The organism is Limnohabitans sp., from assembly GCF_023910625.1.
Classification (GTDB): Bacteria; Pseudomonadota; Gammaproteobacteria; order Burkholderiales; family Burkholderiaceae_C; genus Limnohabitans_A.
The window spans coordinates 1,837,946-1,860,318 of the sequence record NZ_JAAVVW010000003.1; the positions used below are offsets into that span (position 1 = coordinate 1,837,946).

The window sequence follows — 22,373 nt, forward strand, 5'->3', positions numbered from 1 at the left end:
GTCTTCCACCTGACGCGTTATGCCGTAAATGAATAATTCCTCAACACCGGATGTTTCCATCCAATATCAAAAGAACAATTCGTCTTTACTTGAATTTCAAACGTCGTTTGAATATTCGTTTTGACGCAATCAAAAAATTGTCACCAGGGGCACGGTCCGCACTAAACCTTTACGAATGTGCGGTTTCCCCTGGCAACTCTGATTCGACTCTATGAATTTTTAAAGAACAGCCGTGTGTCTTTCGACACTTGTTAATCGATCAATATCAATCAACACAAAAACAACCTGTGCAATCTCTTGCCAAGTCACTTTTGTTTTGAATGAACATGCATCAGAACCCTTTTCAGGCCCCGTCAACATTCGATAAGTGGTGGTGGAGGATGACGGGATCGAACCGACGACCCCCTGCTTGCAAAGCAGGTGCTCTCCCAGCTGAGCTAATCCCCCGTTGTCTTCAACGTCTCTACCTTGGCGCCTTTCAGCACCGTCCTCAGAAGGATTGGTGGGTCTGGTTGGTCTCGAACCAACGACCCCTGCGTTATCAACACAGTGCTCTAACCAACTGAGCTACAGACCCAAGCCGGCCGCCAATGACTTGGGGCTTACCCATAGCCGTCAGCGACTACCCTTCCAACAACCGATAAGTGTGAGCGTTCAATTTAGATTGCAGTTTCCAGAAAGGAGGTGATCCAGCCGCACCTTCCGATACGGCTACCTTGTTACGACTTCACCCCAGTCACGAACCCCGCCGTGGTAATCGCCCTCCTTGCGGTTAGGCTAACTACTTCTGGCGAGACCCGCTCCCATGGTGTGACGGGCGGTGTGTACAAGACCCGGGAACGTATTCACCGTGACATTCTGATCCACGATTACTAGCGATTCCGACTTCACGCAGTCGAGTTGCAGACTGCGATCCGGACTACGACTGGTTTTATGGGATTGGCTCCCCCTCGCGGGTTGGCAACCCTTTGTACCAGCCATTGTATGACGTGTGTAGCCCCACCTATAAGGGCCATGAGGACTTGACGTCATCCCCACCTTCCTCCGGTTTGTCACCGGCAGTCTCATTAGAGTGCCCAACTGAATGTAGCAACTAATGACAAGGGTTGCGCTCGTTGCGGGACTTAACCCAACATCTCACGACACGAGCTGACGACAGCCATGCAGCACCTGTGTTACGGCTCTCTTTCGAGCACGCCTTTATCTCTAAAGGCTTCCGTACATGTCAAAGGTGGGTAAGGTTTTTCGCGTTGCATCGAATTAAACCACATCATCCACCGCTTGTGCGGGTCCCCGTCAATTCCTTTGAGTTTCAACCTTGCGGCCGTACTCCCCAGGCGGTCAACTTCACGCGTTAGCTTCGTTACTGAGTCAGTGAAGACCCAACAACCAGTTGACATCGTTTAGGGCGTGGACTACCAGGGTATCTAATCCTGTTTGCTCCCCACGCTTTCGTGCATGAGCGTCAGTACAGGTCCAGGGGATTGCCTTCGCCATCGGTGTTCCTCCGCATATCTACGCATTTCACTGCTACACGCGGAATTCCATCCCCCTCTACCGTACTCTAGCTATACAGTCACAAATGCAGTTCCCAGGTTGAGCCCGGGGATTTCACATCTGTCTTATATAACCGCCTGCGCACGCTTTACGCCCAGTAATTCCGATTAACGCTTGCACCCTACGTATTACCGCGGCTGCTGGCACGTAGTTAGCCGGTGCTTATTCTTACGGTACCGTCATGAGCTCCTGGTATTAATAGAAACCTTTTCGTTCCGTACAAAAGCAGTTTACAACCCGAGGGCCTTCATCCTGCACGCGGAATGGCTGGATCAGACTTGCGTCCATTGTCCAAAATTCCCCACTGCTGCCTCCCGTAGGAGTCTGGACCGTGTCTCAGTTCCAGTGTGGCTGGTCGTCCTCTCAGACCAGCTACAGATCGTTGGCTTGGTGAGCCTTTACCCCACCAACTACCTAATCTGATATCGGCCGCTCCAATCGCGCGAGGCTCTTGCGAGTCCCCCGCTTTCATCCTTAGATCGTATGCGGTATTAGCGTAACTTTCGCTACGTTATCCCCCACGACTGGGCACGTTCCGATATATTACTCACCCGTTCGCCACTCTCAAGGGGTTGCCCCCTCTACCGTTCGACTTGCATGTGTAAAGCATTCCGCCAGCGTTCAATCTGAGCCAGGATCAAACTCTATAGTTCGATCTTGATTTTTTTTCGCTCTTGACCTTTAACAGTCTCAAGCAACTCATAAATTGGAATCGACGTGGTCACCATCTCTGATTTCCACATCTTTTTTACTTCATGAGCGTTTGTTAGCTAATTAAAGCTAAGTTCCGAAGAACTTGGCAATCACCATCAAACGCCCACGCTTATCGGCTGTATATTTTTAAAGAACCTAGGCAACTCTCATCACCTTATCTTGCCTCGCTGCGATCAGCGAAGCCTTCCATTGTATCACGCTTTTGCGCTTTCTTTACAAGATTTTTGATGTCTTCTAAAGAAAACGCCCCACCGTAAGGTGAGGCGTTTCGGGCTGTTAGAAGCCTGACGATGTCCTACTTTCACACGGGAATCCGCACTATCATCGGCGCTAAGTCGTTTCACGGTCCTGTTCGAGATGGGAAGGAGTGGGGCCAACTTGCTATGGTCATCAGGCATAACTGGGTGTCGTCTTGACGCAAGTCAAAACAACAAATTCATAGAGTTTCGAATCAGATTTTGGCCCTTTAACCGGGCTACTAACCCGGCCTTTCAGCCTTTTTTGAATGCGTCAACTTGGCATAACTTCCCTGACCAATGCACACCTTGCGGCGTGTGATCAAAGTTATAGGGTCAAGCCTCACGAGCAATTAGTACAGGTTAGCTTAACGCATTACTGCGCTTCCACACCCTGCCTATCAACGTCCTGGTCTTGAACGACTCTTTAGGGGGCTCAAGGCCCCGGCAGATCTCATCTTGAAACGAGTTTCCCGCTTAGATGCTTTCAGCGGTTATCTCTTCCACACTTAGCTACTCGGCAATGCCACTGGCGTGACAACCGATACACCAGAGGTGTGTCCACTCCGGTCCTCTCGTACTAGGAGCAGGCTTCCTCAAATCTGCAGCGCCCACGGAAGATAGGGACCAAACTGTCTCACGACGTTTTAAACCCAGCTCACGTACCTCTTTAAATGGCGAACAGCCATACCCTTGGGACCGGCTACAGCCCCAGGATGAGATGAGCCGACATCGAGGTGCCAAACACCGCCGTCGATATGAACTCTTGGGCGGTATCAGCCTGTTATCCCCAGAGTACCTTTTATCCGTTGAGCGATGGCCCTTCCATACAGAACCACCGGATCACTATGTCCTACTTTCGTATCTGCTCGACTTGTCAGTCTCGCAGTTAAGCACGCTTATGCCATTGCACTATTATCACGATGTCCGACCGTAACTAGCGTACCTTCGAACTCCTCCGTTACGCTTTGGGAGGAGACCGCCCCAGTCAAACTGCCTACCATGCACTGTCCCCGATCCAGATAATGGACCTAGGTTAGAACCTCAAACACACCAGGGTGGTATTTCAACGTTGGCTCCACAAGATCTAGCGACCTCGCTTCAAAGCCTCCCACCTATCCTACACAGATCTGTTCAAAGTCCAATACAAAGCTACAGTAAAGGTTCATGGGGTCTTTCCGTCTTTCCGCGGGGAGATTGCATCATCACAAACATTTCAACTTCGCTGAGTCTCAGGAGGAGACAGTGTGGCCATCGTTACGCCATTCGTGCAGGTCGGAACTTACCCGACAAGGAATTTCGCTACCTTAGGACCGTTATAGTTACGGCCGCCGTTTACTGGGACTTCAATCAAGAGCTTGCACCCCATCATTTAATCTTCCAGCACCGGGCAGGCGTCACACCCTATACGTCCACTTTCGTGTTTGCAGAGTGCTGTGTTTTTATTAAACAGTCGCAGCCACCGATTTTTTGCAACCCCGTTCGGCTCCCTTTGTTCAAGTTCACCTAATAGGGGCATACCTTCTCCCGAAGTTACGGTATCAATTTGCCGAGTTCCTTCTCCTGAGTTCTCTCAAGCGCCTTAGAATACTCATCTCGCGCACCAGTGTCGGTTTGCGGTACGGTCAATGACAAGCTGAAGCTTAGTGGCTTTTCCTGGAAGCAGGGTATCACTCACTTCAGGTGCAAGCACCCTCGTTATCACCCCTCATCTAAGCCCGGCGGATTTGCCTACCAGGCACGACTACAGGCTTGAACCAACATGTCCAACAGTTGGCTGAGCTAACCTTCTCCGTCCCCACATCGCACTTGTCATCGGTACAGGAATATTGACCTGTTTCCCATCAGCTACGCATCTCTGCCTCGCCTTAGGGGCCGACTCACTCTACGCCGATGAACGTTGCGTAGAAAACCTTGCGCTTACGGCGAGGGGGCTTTTCACCCCCTTTAACGCTACTCATGTCAGCATTCGCACTTCTGATACCTCCAGCAGGGTTTACACCACCACCTTCACAGGCCTACAGAACGCTCTCCTACCACTTGCAATAAATTGCAAATCCGCAGCTTCGGTAACTGGCTTAGCCCCGTTACATCTTCCGCGCAGGACGACTCGATCAGTGAGCTATTACGCTTTCTTTAAATGATGGCTGCTTCTAAGCCAACATCCTGACTGTTTTAGCCTTCCCACTTCGTTTCCCACTTAGCCAATTTTAGGGACCTTAGCTGGCGGTCTGGGTTGTTTCCCTCTTGAGTCCGGACGTTAGCACCCGGTGCTCTGTCTCCCAAGCTGTACTCATCGGTATTCGGAGTTTGCCTTGGTTTGGTAAGTCGCCATGACCCCCTAGCCAAAACAGTGCTCTACCCCCGATGGTAATACTTGAGGCACTACCTAAATAGTTTTCGGAGAGAACCAGCTATTTCCAAGTTTGTTTAGCCTTTCACCCCTATCCACAGGTCATCCGCTAATTTTGCAACATTAGTCGGTTCGGACCTCCAGTACCTGTTACGGCACCTTCATCCTGCCCATGGATAGATCACTTGGTTTCGGGTCTACACCCAGCGACTGATCGCCCTATTCGGACTCGATTTCTCTACGGCTTCCCTATTCGGTTAACCTTGCCACTGAATGTAAGTCGCTGACCCATTATACAAAAGGTACGCAGTCACCCCTTTCGAGGCTCCTACTTTTTGTAAGCATGCGGTTTCAGGATCTATTTCACTCCCCTCCCGGGGTTCTTTTCGCCTTTCCCTCACGGTACTTGTTCACTATCGGTCAATGATGAGTATTTAGCCTTGGAGGATGGTCCCCCCATATTCAGACAGGATTTCTCGTGTCCCGCCCTACTTGTCGTTAGCTCAGTACCACACATTTGTTTTCGCATACGGGACTATCACCCACTATGGTCGGCCTTTCCATGCCGCTTTGCTAACAATTGTGCTATCACTAACAGGCTCTTCCGATTTCGCTCGCCACTACTTTCGGAATCTCGGTTGATGTCTTTTCCTCGAGCTACTGAGATGTTTCAGTTCACCCGGTTCGCCTCGCATGACTATGTATTCATCATGCGATACCCCTAAGGGTGGGTTTCCCCATTCAGAAATCTCCGGATCAAAGCTTATTTGCCAGCTCCCCGAAGCTTATCGCAGGCTTTCACGTCTTTCGTCGCCTATCATTGCCAAGGCATCCACCACATGCTCTTATTCACTTGACCCTATAACTTTGAACTCTCTTGCGAGACCTCATCGTTGTTTTCAAGGAATGTCTGTCAGGTCTTCCACCTGACGCGTTATGCCGTAAATGAATAATTCCTCAACACCGGATGTTTCCATCCAATATCAAAAGAACAATTCGTCTTTACTTGAATTTCAAACGTCGTTTGAATATTCGTTTTGACGCAATCAAAAAATTGTCACCAGGGGCACGGTCCGCACTAAACCTTTACGAATGTGCGGTTTCCCCTGGCAACTCTGATTCGACTCTATGAATTTTTAAAGAACAGCCGTGTGTCTTTCGACACTTGTTAATCGATCAATATCAATCAACACAAAAACAACCTGTGCAATCTCTTGCCAAGTCACTTTTGTTTTGAATGAACATGCATCAGAACCCTTTTCAGGCCCCGTCAACATTCGATAAGTGGTGGTGGAGGATGACGGGATCGAACCGACGACCCCCTGCTTGCAAAGCAGGTGCTCTCCCAGCTGAGCTAATCCCCCGTTGTCTTCAACGTCTCTACCTTGGCGCCTTTCAGCACCGTCCTCAGAAGGATTGGTGGGTCTGGTTGGTCTCGAACCAACGACCCCTGCGTTATCAACACAGTGCTCTAACCAACTGAGCTACAGACCCAAGCCGGCCGCCAATGACTTGGGGCTTACCCATAGCCGTCAGCGACTACCCTTCCAACAACCGATAAGTGTGAGCGTTCAATTTAGATTGCAGTTTCCAGAAAGGAGGTGATCCAGCCGCACCTTCCGATACGGCTACCTTGTTACGACTTCACCCCAGTCACGAACCCCGCCGTGGTAATCGCCCTCCTTGCGGTTAGGCTAACTACTTCTGGCGAGACCCGCTCCCATGGTGTGACGGGCGGTGTGTACAAGACCCGGGAACGTATTCACCGTGACATTCTGATCCACGATTACTAGCGATTCCGACTTCACGCAGTCGAGTTGCAGACTGCGATCCGGACTACGACTGGTTTTATGGGATTGGCTCCCCCTCGCGGGTTGGCAACCCTTTGTACCAGCCATTGTATGACGTGTGTAGCCCCACCTATAAGGGCCATGAGGACTTGACGTCATCCCCACCTTCCTCCGGTTTGTCACCGGCAGTCTCATTAGAGTGCCCAACTGAATGTAGCAACTAATGACAAGGGTTGCGCTCGTTGCGGGACTTAACCCAACATCTCACGACACGAGCTGACGACAGCCATGCAGCACCTGTGTTACGGCTCTCTTTCGAGCACGCCTTTATCTCTAAAGGCTTCCGTACATGTCAAAGGTGGGTAAGGTTTTTCGCGTTGCATCGAATTAAACCACATCATCCACCGCTTGTGCGGGTCCCCGTCAATTCCTTTGAGTTTCAACCTTGCGGCCGTACTCCCCAGGCGGTCAACTTCACGCGTTAGCTTCGTTACTGAGTCAGTGAAGACCCAACAACCAGTTGACATCGTTTAGGGCGTGGACTACCAGGGTATCTAATCCTGTTTGCTCCCCACGCTTTCGTGCATGAGCGTCAGTACAGGTCCAGGGGATTGCCTTCGCCATCGGTGTTCCTCCGCATATCTACGCATTTCACTGCTACACGCGGAATTCCATCCCCCTCTACCGTACTCTAGCTATACAGTCACAAATGCAGTTCCCAGGTTGAGCCCGGGGATTTCACATCTGTCTTATATAACCGCCTGCGCACGCTTTACGCCCAGTAATTCCGATTAACGCTTGCACCCTACGTATTACCGCGGCTGCTGGCACGTAGTTAGCCGGTGCTTATTCTTACGGTACCGTCATGAGCTCCTGGTATTAATAGAAACCTTTTCGTTCCGTACAAAAGCAGTTTACAACCCGAGGGCCTTCATCCTGCACGCGGAATGGCTGGATCAGACTTGCGTCCATTGTCCAAAATTCCCCACTGCTGCCTCCCGTAGGAGTCTGGACCGTGTCTCAGTTCCAGTGTGGCTGGTCGTCCTCTCAGACCAGCTACAGATCGTTGGCTTGGTGAGCCTTTACCCCACCAACTACCTAATCTGATATCGGCCGCTCCAATCGCGCGAGGCTCTTGCGAGTCCCCCGCTTTCATCCTTAGATCGTATGCGGTATTAGCGTAACTTTCGCTACGTTATCCCCCACGACTGGGCACGTTCCGATATATTACTCACCCGTTCGCCACTCTCAAGGGGTTGCCCCCTCTACCGTTCGACTTGCATGTGTAAAGCATTCCGCCAGCGTTCAATCTGAGCCAGGATCAAACTCTATAGTTCGATCTTGATTTTTTTTTCGCTCTTGACCTTTAACAGTCTCAAGCAACTCATAAATTGGAATCGACGTGGTCACCATCTCTGATTTCCACATCTTTTTTACTTCATGAGCGTTTGTTAGCTAATTAAAGCTAAGTTCCGAAGAACTTGGCAATCACCATCAAACGCCCACGCTTATCGGCTGTATATTTTTAAAGAACCTAGGCAACTCTCATCACCTTATCTTGCCTCGCTGCGATCAGCGAAGCCTCAAATTATGGCACAGTTTTTAAGGCCGCGTCAAGTTTTTGAAAATTTTTTCGATCCTTGTGATCTTCTCAAAAACATCTTCACCGCCTGCCTTGACTTTCTTGCGAAAACTGCTTTGTGCCCAGCGAAGCCCTCCATTGTGACACAGCTTTTGGGTCCTTATCCATCTTTTTGAATTTTTCGAATCATTTTTGCAACCGCCCCGGGATAATCGGCCCATGGCATTACTCACACTCCTGAACGCGTCTCTGGCTTTTGGTCACGTCGCCCTCCTCGATCACGCCGACTTCTCTTTGGAGACGACTGAGCGCATCGGCTTGATTGGTCGCAACGGCACCGGCAAATCATCCTTACTCAAGATTCTGGCGGGCATGGAGCGCCCAGACGACGGTAACTTGCATGTACAGCAAGGCGTTCGCATCGCCTACGTGGCTCAGGAGCCCATCCTGGTCGCTGAGCACACCATTTTTGAGTCTGTGCGTGAAGGCTTGGCCGAAGTGGTGCAATGGATCGACGATTACACCCACAGCCGGGGCGACCTGGACACTTTGCAAGGGCTCATCGAATCGCGCGATGGGTGGGGCTGGGAGCAGCGGCTGGACGAAACCCTGCAACGCTTGCAACTGGACCCCCGTGCGGTGGTGCAATCGCTGTCCGGGGGGATGCGCAAGCGCGTGGCCCTGGCGCAAGCTTTGGTGACCCGCCCAGACGTTCTCTTATTGGACGAGCCCACCAACCACCTGGACCTGAACGCCATCACCTGGCTGGAAGATCTGTTGATCGACTTCAAGGGCAGCGTGATCGCCATCACGCACGACCGGGCATTCTTGGACCGCATCGCCACCCGCATTGTGGAGTTGGACCGCGGCAAGCTGCGCCCTTACCCGGGCAACTACGCCGCCTACCAAGTACAAAAAGAAGAGCAACTCGCTCAAGAATCCGTGATTCAGGCCAAGGCTGACAAATTGCTGGCCCAAGAAGAGATCTGGATCCGCAAAGGCGTAGAAGCGCGCCGCACCCGCAGTCAAAGCCGCATCACTCGGCTGCAAAACCTGCGCGGCGAACGTGCAGCACGACGTGAAAAAGTGGGCAACGTGAAGATGGAAGTCGCCTCGGGTGTGCCAAGCGGCAAGCTGGTGGCCGAACTGACCGACGTGAGCAAAAGCTTCACCCAACCCGACGGCTCGGTGCGCACTGTGATCCAGAAATTCACCGGCACCTTGCTGCGTGGCGACAAGATCGGCTTATTGGGCCCCAACGGTGCCGGCAAAACCACCTTGCTCAAACTGATTTTGGGCGAGCTTGAAGCCGACAGCGGTGAAGTGCGCCGTGGCACCAAGCTCGAAGTGGCCTATTTTGACCAAATGCGCGATGCGCTGGACCTGGACGCCACGCTGGAAGACTTCATCAGCCCCGGCAGCGAATGGATCGAGATTGGCAACAAACGCCAGCACGTCAAGAGCTACCTGGGTGACTTTTTGTTCTCGCCCGCACGCGGCACTTCGCCGGTGCGCTCACTGTCGGGCGGTGAACGCAACCGTCTTCTGTTGGCCCGCTTGTTTGCGCGACCAGCCAACGTGCTGGTGCTGGACGAACCGACCAACGACCTGGACATCGAAACCCTTGAATTGCTCGAAGAGCTGCTGCAAACCTACGAAGGCACGGTGTTCCTGGTCAGCCACGACCGCGCCTTCATGGACAACGTGGTCACGGGCATCATTGCCTGCGAAAGCGCCCCAGACCAACCTGGTTTTTGGCGCGAGTACGAGGGCTCGGTGCAGGACTGGCTGGTCCAATCCAAACGTGCTCAGGCCATTCGGGCTCAAACGGCGCAGCGCAGCGGCACCCCAATTCAGGCAGCCCCAGCCGCAAGCCCCATCCCAGCGTCATCAGCCCCCGCAGCAAGCACCCCAACACGCAGCAAGCTCAGCTACAAAGAACAACGCGAGCTGGCCGAGCTGCCAACAAAAATAGAGAACTTGGAAAAGGAGCAAACCAACGTGCGTGCGCAACTGTCCGACGGCAGCGTTTACCAGCGCGACCCCGGGCAGGCGCAACAACTGTTCCGCCGCGATACGGAAATCGATGACCAGCTGCTGGCCGCCATGGAACGCTGGGAAATTTTGTCGACCCGTTGAGCACCCGCCAAGGGTGTGAAGACTCAAAGAACATCAAGCCCCGGGGGAAAACTACAGCAAAGCCTGCCGCGTCTTGGCCAAGGCGCGCCAGAATTTGTCATCTTGCGTGCTCGCAAAGTTCACCCGCATCAACGAGCCGGGCCTGCGATCGGCATGGAACAAGGAACCGGGGGCCAACAGGTAACCGACATCGTGCATGCGCAGCGCCAGCAGATCGGTGTCAACCCCCACATCCACCCAGCCAAACAGGCCTTGAGGCGCTGCCACGAACTGGCAACCGTGCGCCAGCGCCAGCTTCACACTGCGGCTGCGGGCGACATCCAGCAATTGCGACAAGCGCTCGGTGTGCCGCCGGATCGCGCCTTGCTCCAGGCACAAGGCCAGCGCCTTTTCGAACAGCACCGGGGTGGTGAGTGTGGACAAAAGCTTGGTGTCCAAAAACGCATCTTTCAAATCGGCCGGAGCCGCCAGGTAACCCACGCGCCAACTGGGCGCGAGGATCTTGGCATAGCCGCTGACGTAGATGGTTTTTTGCAAGCCATCGAGCACCGACAAGCGCACCGCATGCGACGGGGCCATGTGCCCATAGGTGTCGTCTTCGACCACATGGAAGTTGTAGCGGTGCGCCAGATTCACCAACTGGTGCGCACAAGGCAAGGACAAGCCATAACCTGTGGGGTTGTGCAAGACCGACACACTGACCATCATCTTGGGTGCATGCAACTGCGCATAACGTTCCACCACATCCAGGTCCGGCCCAATCTCCAATCGTGGCACAGGCAAGATGCGCACACCCAGGTTTTGCAAGCGGGCGAATTCAATGGCCCAACCGGGCTCCTCCACCATCACGCAGTCACCAGGACGCAACAGGGTGCGGCTGATGATGTCCAGCGCATGGGTCGCCCCCACGGTGGTGATCAGTTGCCCTGGCGTCGCGTGCAAACCCAAGCTTGACAGCTTGGCCGACAAAATTTCGCGCAAACCGCTGTCCCCTTGCGGCTCGCCGTAACGCAAAGATGACTCACGCAAAGCCGGGCTGGCCACCACCTTACGCAAAGCTGCCGACAAAAAGTCGGCATCCAGCCAATCTGGAGGAAACACGCCCATCCCCGGTTGCGGCTCAGCGCTGGGCTGATGGAACATGCCCCGGATCAGACTGGCGGCATTCACAGGCGGCGGACTGGGCACCAAGCCCTCAACCGCCAGCGAAGTGGACGGCGTGCGTTGCACCCGGTCACGCACAAAAAAGCCCCGGTTCGGACGCGCCTCGACCCAGCCCTGCGCAACCAGCCAGTCGTAAGCGGCCACCACGGTGGAGGCACTCACGCCATGCATCTGGGCACATTGCCGAACCGATGGCAAGCGCGCCCCAGAAACCAACAACTGGTCGCGCATGCGCGTTACAAAACGCTGCGCGAGCTGTTCGGTCAGGGGTTGGCTGGATTCACGACTGAGCAAAGACATGGGTGGCATTCAATCCAAAGTGTGCGGTCAAGCGAAGCAATACAGTTTTATAAATGATCTCGTAAACTGTATTGATACTGTACTTATTTCAGCACTACATTCAAAGCCATGACCTCTTCCGAACTCAGCGCGCTGTTGGTGCTCGCCACCGTGAGCAGCTTCACGCCCGGGCCCAACACCACCTTGTCGACCGCCATGGCCGCCAACCATGGCCTTCGCCGCGCCATGCGCTTTGTGTGTGCGGTGCCGGTGGGCTGGGGCATTTTGTTTGCCCTGTGTGCCACAGGCCTTGGCGGATTGGTGGTGGCCTTTCCACCCCTGCGCTGGGGCATCGTGGTGTTGGGCAATGGCTATTTGCTGTGGCTGGCCTCGCGTTTGTGGCAAAGCGGCAGCTTGCAACAAGCCGACAGCGCCAAACTGCAGGTGGGCTTTGTGCAGGGCGTGGGCCTGCAGTTTCTCAACATCAAGGCCTGGATGCTGGCCTTGGCCATCGTGGCCGGCTGGGTGGCAGGGCGGGATGACGCCACCGCCCGCACGCTGGTGCTGCTGCCCATCATGGTGGCCTATGGGTTTTTCAGCAACCTGACCTACGCGGTGGCGGGCTCGATGTTGCGGCACTGGTTAGCACATGGCCGTCGCTTGCTGATTTTCAACCGCTGCATGGCCTTGGCGCTGTTGGCCACTGTGGTCTGGTTGCTGAATGGTTTGCGTCAGGGTGCCTGATGAACAACATGAAAAAAACGATGGCAGCCGAAACCCAAGGCCTGTGGTTGGGTCTGCTGGGCGTGGTGATCTTTGCGCTCACCCTGCCCATGACGCGCCTGGCCACCGGCACAGTCGATGCGCCGCAACTGTCGCCCTGGTTTGTGACCTGGGGTCGGGCCGCTCTGGCGGGTGTGCTGTCGGCGATTTACCTCTTGGCTGTGCGTGCACCCTGGCCATCGTCCGAGCAACGCGGGCCGTTGTATTTGTCGCTGGCGGGCAATGTGATCGGCTACCCCTTGCTGCTGGGCTGGGCCCTTCGCCACGTCACGGCCAGCCACGCGGCCGTCATCACCGCCTTGTTGCCCCTGGCCACAGCCGCAGCTGCGGCTTGGCTCATGCACCAGCGGGCACGTTTGGGCTTTTGGGTGTTTGCGGCGCTGGGCAGCAGCTTGGTCGCAGTCTACAGCGTGCTTCGGGCCGCACAAATGGGGCACGGTTTTGGACTGACCTGGGCCGACAGCCTGCTGCTCGGCGCTGTGGTCGCCGCCTCGCTGGGTTATGTGGCGGGCGCCAAAGTCACCGCCAGCCTCGGCGCTGAAAAGGTCATCAGCTGGGTCTGCGTGATGGCGCTGCCCATCACATTGCCAGGTGCTTGGCTCACCTGGCCCACCCAACCGATCGCCACCCCTGCATGGCTGGCCTTGCTTTACGTCGGGGTGTTCTCGATGTGGGCCGGGTTTTTTGCCTGGTTTCGCGGCCTGTCGCTGGGCGGCCCACTGCGGGTGAGCCAGCTGCAGTTGCTGCAACCTTTCATCAGCATTTTGGCGGCCATACCATTGTTGGGAGAATCACTGGACGCCATGACTCTGGGTTTTGCCCTGCTGGTGGTGGCCACAGTTTTCATGGGGCGGCGCGTGGCCAGCACCCCAAAGGCCAACTGAAAAACAATAAAGGAGCACCCCATGCACTGGCAAATGGCCCGACGCGCCGACAAAATGAACCCCTCGGTGATCCGCGAGATCCTCAAGGTCACCGAAAAACCCGGCATCATCAGCTTTGCGGGCGGCCTGCCCTCGCCCCTGACCTTCCCGATCGACGCCATGCGCGAAGCCAGCGAGCGCGTGCTGCGGGATGACGGCAAAGCCGCCCTGCAATACGCCGCCAGCGAAGGCTACGCTCCCTTGCGCGAGTGGGTCGCGCAAGACCTGCTCAAGCAAGGCATGAAGGTCAGCCCCGACCAAGTGCTGATCACCACCGGCAGCCAGCAAGGCCTGGACTTGGTTGCCAAAATCCTCATCGACGCAGGCAGCCGCATCTTGGTGGAAACGCCCACCTATTTGGGCGCACTGCAAGCCTTCACCCCAATGGAGCCCATCGCGGTGGGCGTGCAAAGCGATGACCATGGCGTGGATGCCGCCGACCTGCGCGCCAAAGTGGGCACGGGTGCCGACAAAGCCCGCTTTGTGTACCTGCTGCCCAACTTCCAGAACCCCACCGGCCGCACCATGACCGAAGAACGCCGCGCCGCCGTGGCGCAGGTGGCTGTCGAATGTGGCTTGCCGATCATCGAAGACAACCCCTACGGCGACCTGTGGTTTGACGCACCGCCCGCGCCATCGTTGAGCTCCCGCCACCCCGAGGGCAGCGTGTACCTCGGTTCCTTCTCCAAAATTTTGGCGCCCGGCCTGCGCCTAGGCTATTTGGTGGCACCCAAGGCCCTGTACCCCAAACTGCTGCAAGCCAAACAAGCGGCCGACCTGCACACGCCCAGCTTCAACCAGCGCGTGGTGGCCGAAGTGCTCAAGGACGGCTTCATCGACCGCCATGTGCCCACCATCCGGGCGCTGTACAAACAGCAGTGCGAAGCGATGCTCGCCGCGCTTGACCGCGAAATGGCGGGCCTGGGCCTCTCCTGGAACCGCCCTGTGGGCGGCATGTTCCTGTGGGTGCAACTGCCCCAGGGCCTCAAAGCCATTCCCCTGCTGGACAAAGCCGTTGAAAAAGGCGTGGCCTTTGTGCCCGGCTCGGCGTTTTACGCTGGGGCCGCCAACGAAAGCACCCTGCGCCTGTCGTTTGTGACCGCCACTGTGGACCAGATCAACACCGGCATGGCCGCGCTGGCAACGGCGATCCGAGAATCCTTGTAATCCGCTCCCACCCCCTCAAGATCCCATGAAATTCCGAGCTTTTCAACAAGTCGACGTCTTCACCGACACCGCCTTTCTGGGCAACCCGCTGGCCGTGGTGCTCGATGGCACGGGCCTGAGCGACGCGCAGATGCAAACCTTTGCCGCCTGGACGCAGCTGAGCGAAACCACCTTTGTGCTGCCGCCCACGACCGAAGGCGTTGCGGGCGGTGCCGACTACCGGGTGCGCATTTTCACGCCCGGAGCCGAGTTGCCGTTTGCGGGCCACCCCACACTGGGCACGGCCCACGCTTGGCTGAAGGCGGGCAACACGCCCCGGCAACCCGGTGTGCTGATGCAGGAATGCGGCGTTGGCCTGGTGACTTTGAAGCAACAGGGCGAGCGCTGGGCTTTTGCGGCACCACCGCTGAAGCGCTCGGACATCTCGGCCGAAGACCTCGCCCCTGTGCTGGCGGCATTGGGGCTGGACGCCTCGGAAGTGATAGCCGCCCAAAACCTGAACAACGGCCCGCACTGGCTGGGCCTGCTGGTGGACAGTGTGGACACGGTGCTGGCCCTGGAACCCGATCACGCCGCCTTGAAAAAGCTGGGCACCAAAGTCGGCGTGGCGGCCAAGCGGCAAACCCCAGACGGTGGCCTGATCCGCCGCGCCAACCGCGAAGCACGGGCGTTCACGACATCGAGCACCCGCATCGCGAACGACCCGACCGACCTGGAGGTGCGTGCCTTTGCCGCCCCCGTGGGCGTGACCGAAGACCCGGTCACCGGCAGCTTGAACGCGTCGCTGGCGCAATGGCTCATGGACTACGGCCACATGCCTGCCGCCTACAGCGCCCGCCAGGGCACGGTGCTGGGCCGCGCAGGCCAAGTGTTTTTGTCGCAAGACAGCCAGCGACAAGTCTGGGTTGGTGGCGACGTGGTCGGCTGCATTCAGGGCACGGTGAACTTGTGAGCCCGGCATGTGCCGCTGAACAACGAACCACTAACGCCTGAACCACCGCAAAACGCCCAGCCCCTGATCACCCCAGCGACAGGCTCAAGCGCCCAGGCTGCGCACAATCTCAGCCTATGGGAACACTCTATTTGGTCCGCCATGGACAAGCCTCCTTCGGGGCCGATGACTACGATCAACTCAGCCCACTAGGCCGCCAGCAAGCCGTGCGCTTGGGTGAATACCTGCGGCCCAAACTTCAGGGCCAACCCATCGAAGCGGTGATGATGGGCAGCTTGAAGCGCCACCGCCAAACTTGGGAAGGCATCGCCGAAGGCGCAGGCTTGCCGCACACCCCGGCCGTGTGGCCGGGCCTGAACGAATACGACAGCCACGCGCTGATCGAGTCCATCCACCCCGAGCCGCTGGCCAAGCCCGACACCCCCGAGCTGTACCGCCACCACTTTCGCCTGCTGCGCGATGCGCTGCAAGCCTGGATGGCCGGGCGCACCCAGCCGCGCGGCATGACCAGCTACGCCGACTTTGTGGGCGGCATTGAGGCGGCGCTCGACCATGTGCGGCAAAACCATTCAGGCGACGTGATGATCGTCTCCAGCGGCGGCCCCATCTCCACCGCGGTGGGCCGGGTGCTGGGCACCCCGGCCGAGACCACCATCGAGCTGAACCTGCGCATCCGCAACACGGCGCTGACCGAGTTTGTGTTCAACCCCAAGCGGCACATGCTGCTGACCTACAACACGCTGCCCCACCTGGACAGCGACGCGCACAAAGACTGGGTAACTTTCGCTTGATCGATCACTCCCACAAATCTGGCTTGCGCGTTATCCCTGAATGAACCATCAAAATCCATAGGCAAAATCCTCAACATGAACTGCTCCAGCGCTTTGTCAAACCCTGATCTCTTAAACCTTGGCGTTGAGATCTCGGTCAAACCCACCGACGACCTGAATGCGCTCAAGCATGCTTGGGCAGCTTGGCTGGACAGCCTGGATCTCCAAGCCTTGAGCCAAACCCTCATAAAAGAAGAACCTGAAGAAGGCCTGAAGCTTCGCTGCACCTTGCACCCAGAAGTACTGCAGCAGTTGATGCCTGGCCACGACACCCTGTATCTGCACCAAACACTCGGCCATCACCACAGCGCCTTGCCTCACGGCGCACTCGAGCGTGAAATCTGCGTCGCCTTGCTGGGCTCACCCCATCTTTTCAGCTTTGCCAACCTGGCGTCACTGCAGTCCCATGTCAGGGTCAGGCGCAACATGGTGTTGGCTGCACGCAAAACCGCGCTCGCATTCAACACCGAAGCCGCAGAAAGACCCGAAGCCGATTGGCATTACGAAGAAGCAACCGGCTTCATTTTGAATCCGGGTCGCCCGCTGATCCCGGCCCTCATTGCGGCCACCCAACCCGAAGCCACAGGCAAGCTCTACGATTTTTCTTGCTACCGCGCCACCGAATACGTGATTCTGTTGGGCATCGCGCAAGAGTTGGCGATGCACCACCCGGCCTTGTTGGCCAAATTGCAGCAACTGAACGAACGCTACGCCATCCGATCCGGACAATTTCACGATGTTTACCTGATTGAGTACGGCAGCATGGCCGCTCCTTTGCCCACTCGCTTTTATGTCCCGGGTGATCGGCTGTGGTTTCGCAACCCCGACGAACGCTCTTCCGACATCGAAGGTTACGAAGGCTCATGGGTCATTTACATGGGCGGCGGACTGTTCAGCAACTTTTGGCAGCGCGATCGCCCCTTCACGCTGGAGTCAAAAGCCATCGAAATTTTTCATTGGCGCCATGGAACAGTCCATGACAGCCAAGGCAAGTTACACATGGACGAGACGGTGGTGGAACAACACGTTGCCCAAACCGAACGCGACCCACAAGCCCGCCAGCAGGTGCTGGAGCGCATGGTGTGCATGCGCGACCCCCAAGGGGTTTATGCCGAAGGCGGGTGCATCGACGCCACACGCGAGCACCCACGAAGCGTCAGCAGGGATGACTGCCAATTGGTGTTGCCGACTTTTTGAAACCCTGCAGCAGATTCAACCCAGTCGGACAAGCCAACTCGGACCCCCCACAAGGCTCAGCCCATCCGCTCACTCAAGGTGGTTGGCGGCAGTTGGTCGATTTCGGCCAACAACTGCGCCAAAGCGCGGCCTGAAGCATCCAGCAGCGCTCGGCCCTTGAGTGCCGTGGCCGCAGCCGCATTGCCCGCTGCGCCATGGCGGTTGTAATCCTGCATTTGCCAGCCCAGCTTGGCACTTTTTCCGTTACCCAATATTTCAAAACGCTCGGCGCGGTCTTGCGAGGTGGACCGAAAGTTCTGCGCCCGATCCATGCGCACGGTGTCCGGGCGCAGCGCCAGCATCATCGAGGTTTCGGTGTCCCCCGCGTGCACGCCAAAACGGTGCTCTTCGGGCGGAAACAGCGCATTCACGTCGCCGCCTTGCGCATCGCGCAGCGGCAAATTGAACCAACTCACGCTGTACACCAGCATACCCAGCCGGGCCCGCAGGTCGCGCGCCACGATGTCCATCACACTGACCTGACCGCCATGGGCGTTCAAAAGCACCAACTTTTTCACGCCACTGGCCGCCACCGACTCGCCCATGTCGGTCCACAAACGGATCACGGTTTCGGCCTTGAGCGTCAGGGTGCCGGCAAAACGGGCGTGCTCGGGGCTCAAGCCCACCGTTTGGGTGGGCAAAAACAAGACGGGTAAGTCGGCGGACAGGTGCGACAAGCAAGCCGACACGACGCCATTGACCAAGTCGGTGTCCACCGACAGCGGCAGGTGCGGGCCATGTTGCTCGGTAGCGGCCACCGGCAGCACGGCGATGGCGCGCTCCAGCGGCAGTGCCTGAAAATCTGTGGTGGTCCAGTCGGCCCAAAATCGCGAAGGGTTTTGCATGTTCGGCATCTTAATGGAGCGCGGCCGTGTACAGTGCCTTTCGCAGAAGGTTCCGCTACAGGTGTTCGGGGCCATAAAGAAGGATTGGCGTGAAAGTTTCCTTGTTGTCGCGTGGCTGGGCCATGGTTCAGAGTGGGCTGATTGTGCTGGGCTTGTGCGCGCTCTTGTGGGCGTCCGCGCCCAGCCTGGCGCAAACCGGCACCCTGTTTTCTTCGAAAGCGACCGCCAGCAATTCCGCCACCAACGCCTTGCTCAGCAGTCCCGCCCATGTGGTCAACACCGAACAAGTGCAGGCCGAATTACTGGTGCACGCCCCCCAAGGGGTGCAGGCTGGACAAACCTTCTGGTTGGGCCTGCAGATCGAACACCAACCCCAGTGGCACACCTACTGGCAAAACCCGGGCGACTCGGGCCTGCCCACCCGGCTGCAATGGCAACTGCCTGCCGGTTTGCAGGCGGGCGACATCGCCTGGCCCCTGCCCAAAAAGATCCCGATTGGCACGCTGGCCAATTACGGCTACGACGGCCGTCTCTTGCTGGTCGTGCCGGTGACGGTGGCTGCCGCTTTCCAGTTTCCGGTCACGGGTGGCTTACCCCTTCAATTACAAGCCGAATGGCTGGTGTGCCGCCAAGAATGCATTCCGCAAGAGGGGCGTTTCTCACTGAATCTGACATCGAGCGCAGCCCAAACACCGCACGCCACCTTGTTTGCAACGGCGCAAAAACTCCGCCCACAGACACTGCCACAACGGCAAGAAGGCGGCTCATGGGTCTCTGGGGGCCAGACCACGGTCTCGGATGACGGCCAGCAACTGCGCCTGCGCGTGCATGGCCTGCCCCCGAGTTGGCGCGGCCAGACACTCAGCACCTTCCCGGCCACGACCAACGTGGTGCACAACGCCGCCGTGCAAGGCAAGGACTGGACACAACACTGGCAAGGCTCGGTATGGAACGCCGCCATCCCGGTTTCGCCCGAGCGTGGCGACAGCCCCAAAACGATGCGCTGGGTGATCGCGATGGGGCAGGAGTCGTCCCCCAAAGCTCCGGCTTACGAGATCCACACGCCAGTGCTAGGCACTTGGCCTGCCTTAGCCCAAGCCACGCCTGCCGAAATTTCACCCGCTCTCGCCAGGGCCCTGGCCGAAAACGCCCGGGCCGCCCAAGCGCCCCTGCCAACCAGCCAGGCCACCACCGCTTTGGGCCTGACCCTGGCCATCTTGGGGGCGCTGGTCGGCGGCCTGTTGCTCAACCTCATGCCCTGCGTCTTTCCTGTGCTGGCCATCAAGGTGCTGGGCTTGACCCATGCAGACAGCTCGCAAGCACAACACCGTAGCGCCGGACTGGCCTACACCACAGGCTTGGTCGCCTCCTTCATGCTGCTGGGCGGCCTCATGCTGGCGCTGCGCGCGGCAGGTGAGCAACTGGGCTGGGGCTTTCAACTGCAGTCACCGCCCGTGGTGGCGGCTCTGGCACTCTTGTTCACCCTGCTGGGCCTGAACCTTGCGGGCGTATTCGAATTCGGCCAGATCCTGCCCAGCAGCCTGGCCACCCTGCAAAGCCGCCACCCGACCGTGAACGCAGCATTGTCAGGCGCGCTGTCCGTAGCCGTGGCCTCGCCATGCACTGCACCCTTCATGGGCGCATCGCTGGGCCTGGCGATTGCGCTGCCTGTATGGCAAGCGCTCCTGGTGTTTGCCGCCATGGGCTTGGGCATGGCCTTGCCCTACCTGGCGGCCAGCTGGTGGCCCGGCATCGCCCGCACACTGCCCCGCCCCGGAGCCTGGATGGTGACCTTCCGTCAGGCGATGGCTTTCCCCATGTTTGCCACCGTCATCTGGCTGCTGTGGGTACTCGGCCAGCAAACCGGTATCGACGGAGCCAGCGGCCTGCTGGCGCTTTTGCTGACAGTGGCCTGGCTGGCCTGGGCGCTGGGCCTGCAAGGGCCAACACGCTGGCTCATGGTCGGTCTGGGGCTGGCCCTTTTGCTTTGGCTGGGCAGCAACTGGTTGCCTTTGGCATTGCGCGAAGCGCCCGCCGTCAGTACCGCCAGCAGCAACGACAAAAGCCCCACTGGCCAGCCCCAGTGGCAAGCCTGGTCGGACGCCGATATGCAAGCCCATCTGGCCGCTGGTCGACGTGTGTTTGTGGACTTCACTGCCGCTTGGTGCGTGACCTGCCAGTACAACAAGAAAACCACCTTGGCCGACCCCCAAGTGCTGAGCGACTTTGCCGCCCGACAGGTGGTGCTGATGCGGGCCGACTGGACGCGACGCGACCCGGCCATCACCCAGGCCCTGACGGCCTTGGGCCGCAGCGGCGTGCCGGTTTATGCGCTGTATGCACCGGGCCAAGCCCCGGTGCTCTTGTCCGAATTGCCCAGCGTGGACGAAGTGCAAGCGGCGCTGCAAAAACTCCCGCCCTCGCAATAAACCACCCCAGACACAATACCCCTGTAGCAAGTCCAAAGGTGGACAAATCCTCCTGGCCGAGGCCTGCGACAATGGCGTCATGAGCACCCCCACACACGCCTCTTTCGCCCCCCTGCAAAACGACAGCTTCTTGCGCGCCTGCCTGCGCCAAGCCACTGACCACACCCCCGTCTGGCTCATGCGCCAAGCCGGTCGCTATTTGCCCGAGTACTGCGCCACCCGCGCCAAAGCCGGCAGCTTCATGGGCCTGGCCACCAACGTGGACTTCGCCACCGAAGTGACCTTGCAGCCCCTGGACCGTTACCCGCTGGACGCGTCCATCCTGTTCAGCGACATCTTGACCGTGCCCGACGCCATGGGCCTGGGCTTGTCGTTTGCCCAGGGCGAAGGCCCCCGCTTTGCCAAAAACGTGCGCGACGAAGCCGCCGTGGCCGAGCTGGCCGTGCCCGACATGAACAAGCTGCGCTACGTCTTCGATGCCGTCACCAGCATCCGCAAAGCGCTGAACGGCCGCGTGCCCCTGATTGGCTTTTCCGGCAGCCCCTGGACGCTGGCGTGCTACATGGTCGAAGGCGCGGGCTCTGACGACTACCGTCACGTCAAAACCCTGATGTACAGCCGCCCGGATTTGATGCACCGCATTTTGGCCATCAACGCCGACGCCGTGGCCCTGTACCTGAACACCCAAATCGAAGCCGGTGCCCAAGCGGTCATGGTGTTTGACAGTTGGGGCGGCGTGCTGGCCGATGGGGCCTTTCAGCAGTTCAGCCTGGCCTACACGGCCCGCGTGCTGAGCCAGCTCAAAACCGAGCACAACGGCCAACGCATCCCCAGCATCGTCTTCACCAAAGGCGGCGGCCTGTGGCTGCCCGAGATGGCGGGTTTGAACTGCGATGTGCTGGGCCTGGACTGGACCATGAACCTGGGCCGCGCCCGCGCCCTGGTGGGCGGCCCTGTGGGTGGCCCCGGCAAAGCGCTGCAAGGCAACATCGACCCGAACATCCTCTTTGCACCGCCCGCGCAGATCGCCACCGAGGTGCACCGCGTGCTGGACAGCTTTGGCACGCCGCACACCGACCGCAGCACCACAGGCCCCACGCACATCTTCAACCTGGGCCACGGCATCAGCCAATTCACCCCGCCCGAGCATGTGACGGCGCTGGTCGAAGCGGTGCACAGCCATTCGCGCAAGCTGCGCCTGCCCGCTTGAATACCAAAGACTTCAGCGGACATCTCCACCTCTTGACACGCCAATTTTTTTGCAACCATTCAGACTTCACCTCTTGACTTATGCACAAAAAAAGGGCCGTGTGTTTTTCTTGACGAAGGGAGCGCGACTCTCGTTGACAGTTTGCAGGGGAACGCCAAGTTATTGATTTCATTGGGGTTTTATT

General features: G+C 57.7%; 11 protein-coding genes, 4 tRNA genes and 4 rRNA genes. 9 read left to right on the top strand and 10 right to left on the bottom strand.

Annotated elements, in window-relative coordinates:
* Positions 1-371: 371 nt before the first annotated feature.
* From HEQ17_RS12205 to HEQ17_RS12240, 8 genes are all read right to left on the bottom strand, one after another.
* Positions 372-447, bottom strand: a tRNA-Ala gene (locus HEQ17_RS12205).
* A gap of 53 nt (positions 448-500) precedes the next feature.
* Positions 501-577: transfer RNA gene (locus tag HEQ17_RS12210), tRNA-Ile, on the bottom strand.
* Positions 578-677: 100 nt separating this feature from the next.
* Positions 678-2,210, bottom strand: a 16S ribosomal RNA gene (locus HEQ17_RS12215).
* 343 nt (positions 2,211-2,553) lie between these two features.
* A 5S ribosomal RNA gene (gene rrf, locus HEQ17_RS12220) occupies positions 2,554-2,666 on the bottom strand.
* A gap of 173 nt (positions 2,667-2,839) precedes the next feature.
* Positions 2,840-5,719 (bottom strand): 23S ribosomal RNA (locus HEQ17_RS12225).
* Positions 5,720-6,148: 429 nt separating this feature from the next.
* Positions 6,149-6,224, bottom strand: a tRNA-Ala gene (locus HEQ17_RS12230).
* Between the two features lie 53 nt (positions 6,225-6,277).
* Positions 6,278-6,354, bottom strand: a tRNA-Ile gene (locus HEQ17_RS12235).
* Between the two features lie 100 nt (positions 6,355-6,454).
* Positions 6,455-7,987: ribosomal RNA gene (locus HEQ17_RS12240) — 16S ribosomal RNA — on the bottom strand.
* The 16S, 23S and 5S rRNA genes sit together here with 4 tRNA genes alongside, the layout of an rRNA operon.
* A 464-nt stretch (positions 7,988-8,451) precedes the next feature.
* Between HEQ17_RS12240 and HEQ17_RS12245 the strand changes: the two genes are divergently transcribed.
* Positions 8,452-10,371, top strand: a complete 1,920-nt coding sequence (locus HEQ17_RS12245; RefSeq protein WP_296292988.1) for an ATP-binding cassette domain-containing protein — start codon at positions 8,452-8,454, stop codon at positions 10,369-10,371.
* Positions 10,372-10,422: 51 nt separating this feature from the next.
* Here HEQ17_RS12245 and HEQ17_RS12250 read toward each other — a convergent pair whose 3' ends face one another.
* Positions 10,423-11,829 carry a PLP-dependent aminotransferase family protein gene (locus HEQ17_RS12250; RefSeq protein ID WP_296293747.1) on the bottom strand — a complete coding sequence of 469 codons (1,407 nt, stop codon included), beginning with the start codon at positions 11,827-11,829 and terminating at the stop codon, positions 10,423-10,425.
* 114 nt (positions 11,830-11,943) lie between these two features.
* Here HEQ17_RS12250 and HEQ17_RS12255 point away from each other — a divergent pair, with 114 nt between their 5' ends.
* From HEQ17_RS12255 to HEQ17_RS12280, 6 genes are all read left to right on the top strand, one after another.
* Positions 11,944-12,558, top strand: coding sequence for a LysE family translocator (locus tag HEQ17_RS12255; RefSeq protein ID WP_296292989.1), 615 nt, complete (start codon positions 11,944-11,946; stop codon positions 12,556-12,558).
* 8 nt (positions 12,559-12,566) lie between these two features.
* The gene (locus HEQ17_RS12260; RefSeq protein ID WP_296292990.1) at positions 12,567-13,481 is read left to right on the top strand and encodes a DMT family transporter; all 915 of its coding nucleotides are present in this window, start codon (positions 12,567-12,569) and stop codon (positions 13,479-13,481) included.
* 21 nt (positions 13,482-13,502) lie between these two features.
* On the top strand, positions 13,503-14,687 hold the full coding sequence (locus HEQ17_RS12265) for a PLP-dependent aminotransferase family protein (RefSeq protein ID WP_296292991.1): 1,185 nt from the start codon (positions 13,503-13,505) through the stop codon (positions 14,685-14,687).
* A gap of 25 nt (positions 14,688-14,712) precedes the next feature.
* Positions 14,713-15,639 (top strand): PhzF family phenazine biosynthesis protein, encoded by a 927-nt coding sequence (locus HEQ17_RS12270; protein WP_296292992.1) that lies wholly within the window; start codon positions 14,713-14,715, stop codon positions 15,637-15,639.
* 116 nt (positions 15,640-15,755) lie between these two features.
* On the top strand, positions 15,756-16,430 hold the full coding sequence (locus HEQ17_RS12275; RefSeq protein WP_296292993.1) for a histidine phosphatase family protein: 675 nt from the start codon (positions 15,756-15,758) through the stop codon (positions 16,428-16,430).
* A 75-nt stretch (positions 16,431-16,505) separates the two neighbouring features.
* Positions 16,506-17,666, top strand: coding sequence for a hypothetical protein (locus HEQ17_RS12280; RefSeq protein WP_296292994.1), 1,161 nt, complete (start codon positions 16,506-16,508; stop codon positions 17,664-17,666).
* Positions 17,667-17,722: 56 nt separating this feature from the next.
* Here the strand turns inward: HEQ17_RS12280 and HEQ17_RS12285 are convergent, their stop codons facing one another.
* Positions 17,723-18,550 (bottom strand): creatininase family protein, encoded by an 828-nt coding sequence (locus tag HEQ17_RS12285; protein ID WP_296292995.1) that lies wholly within the window; start codon positions 18,548-18,550, stop codon positions 17,723-17,725.
* 89 nt (positions 18,551-18,639) lie between these two features.
* Here HEQ17_RS12285 and HEQ17_RS12290 point away from each other — a divergent pair, with 89 nt between their 5' ends.
* A complete protein-coding gene (locus tag HEQ17_RS12290) occupies positions 18,640-20,979 on the top strand; it encodes a thioredoxin family protein (protein ID WP_366938044.1) in 2,340 nt (779 codons plus the stop codon).
* A gap of 79 nt (positions 20,980-21,058) precedes the next feature.
* Positions 21,059-22,189, top strand: a complete 1,131-nt coding sequence (gene hemE / locus HEQ17_RS12295) for a uroporphyrinogen decarboxylase (RefSeq protein ID WP_296292996.1) — start codon at positions 21,059-21,061, stop codon at positions 22,187-22,189.
* Positions 22,190-22,373 lie beyond the last annotated feature (184 nt).

Coding starts and splice junctions, on each gene's coding strand:
- HEQ17_RS12245 (WP_296292988.1), top strand. CDS start 8,452: ATGGCATTACTCACACTCCTGAACGCGTCTCTGGCTTTTGGTCACGTC.
- HEQ17_RS12255 (WP_296292989.1), top strand. CDS start 11,944: ATGACCTCTTCCGAACTCAGCGCGCTGTTGGTGCTCGCCACCGTGAGC.
- HEQ17_RS12260 (WP_296292990.1), top strand. CDS start 12,567: ATGAAAAAAACGATGGCAGCCGAAACCCAAGGCCTGTGGTTGGGTCTG.
- HEQ17_RS12265 (WP_296292991.1), top strand. CDS start 13,503: ATGCACTGGCAAATGGCCCGACGCGCCGACAAAATGAACCCCTCGGTG.
- HEQ17_RS12270 (WP_296292992.1), top strand. CDS start 14,713: ATGAAATTCCGAGCTTTTCAACAAGTCGACGTCTTCACCGACACCGCC.
- HEQ17_RS12275 (WP_296292993.1), top strand. CDS start 15,756: ATGGGAACACTCTATTTGGTCCGCCATGGACAAGCCTCCTTCGGGGCC.
- HEQ17_RS12280 (WP_296292994.1), top strand. CDS start 16,506: ATGAACTGCTCCAGCGCTTTGTCAAACCCTGATCTCTTAAACCTTGGC.
- HEQ17_RS12285 (WP_296292995.1), bottom strand. CDS start 18,550: ATGCAAAACCCTTCGCGATTTTGGGCCGACTGGACCACCACAGATTTT.
- hemE (WP_296292996.1), top strand. CDS start 21,059: ATGAGCACCCCCACACACGCCTCTTTCGCCCCCCTGCAAAACGACAGC.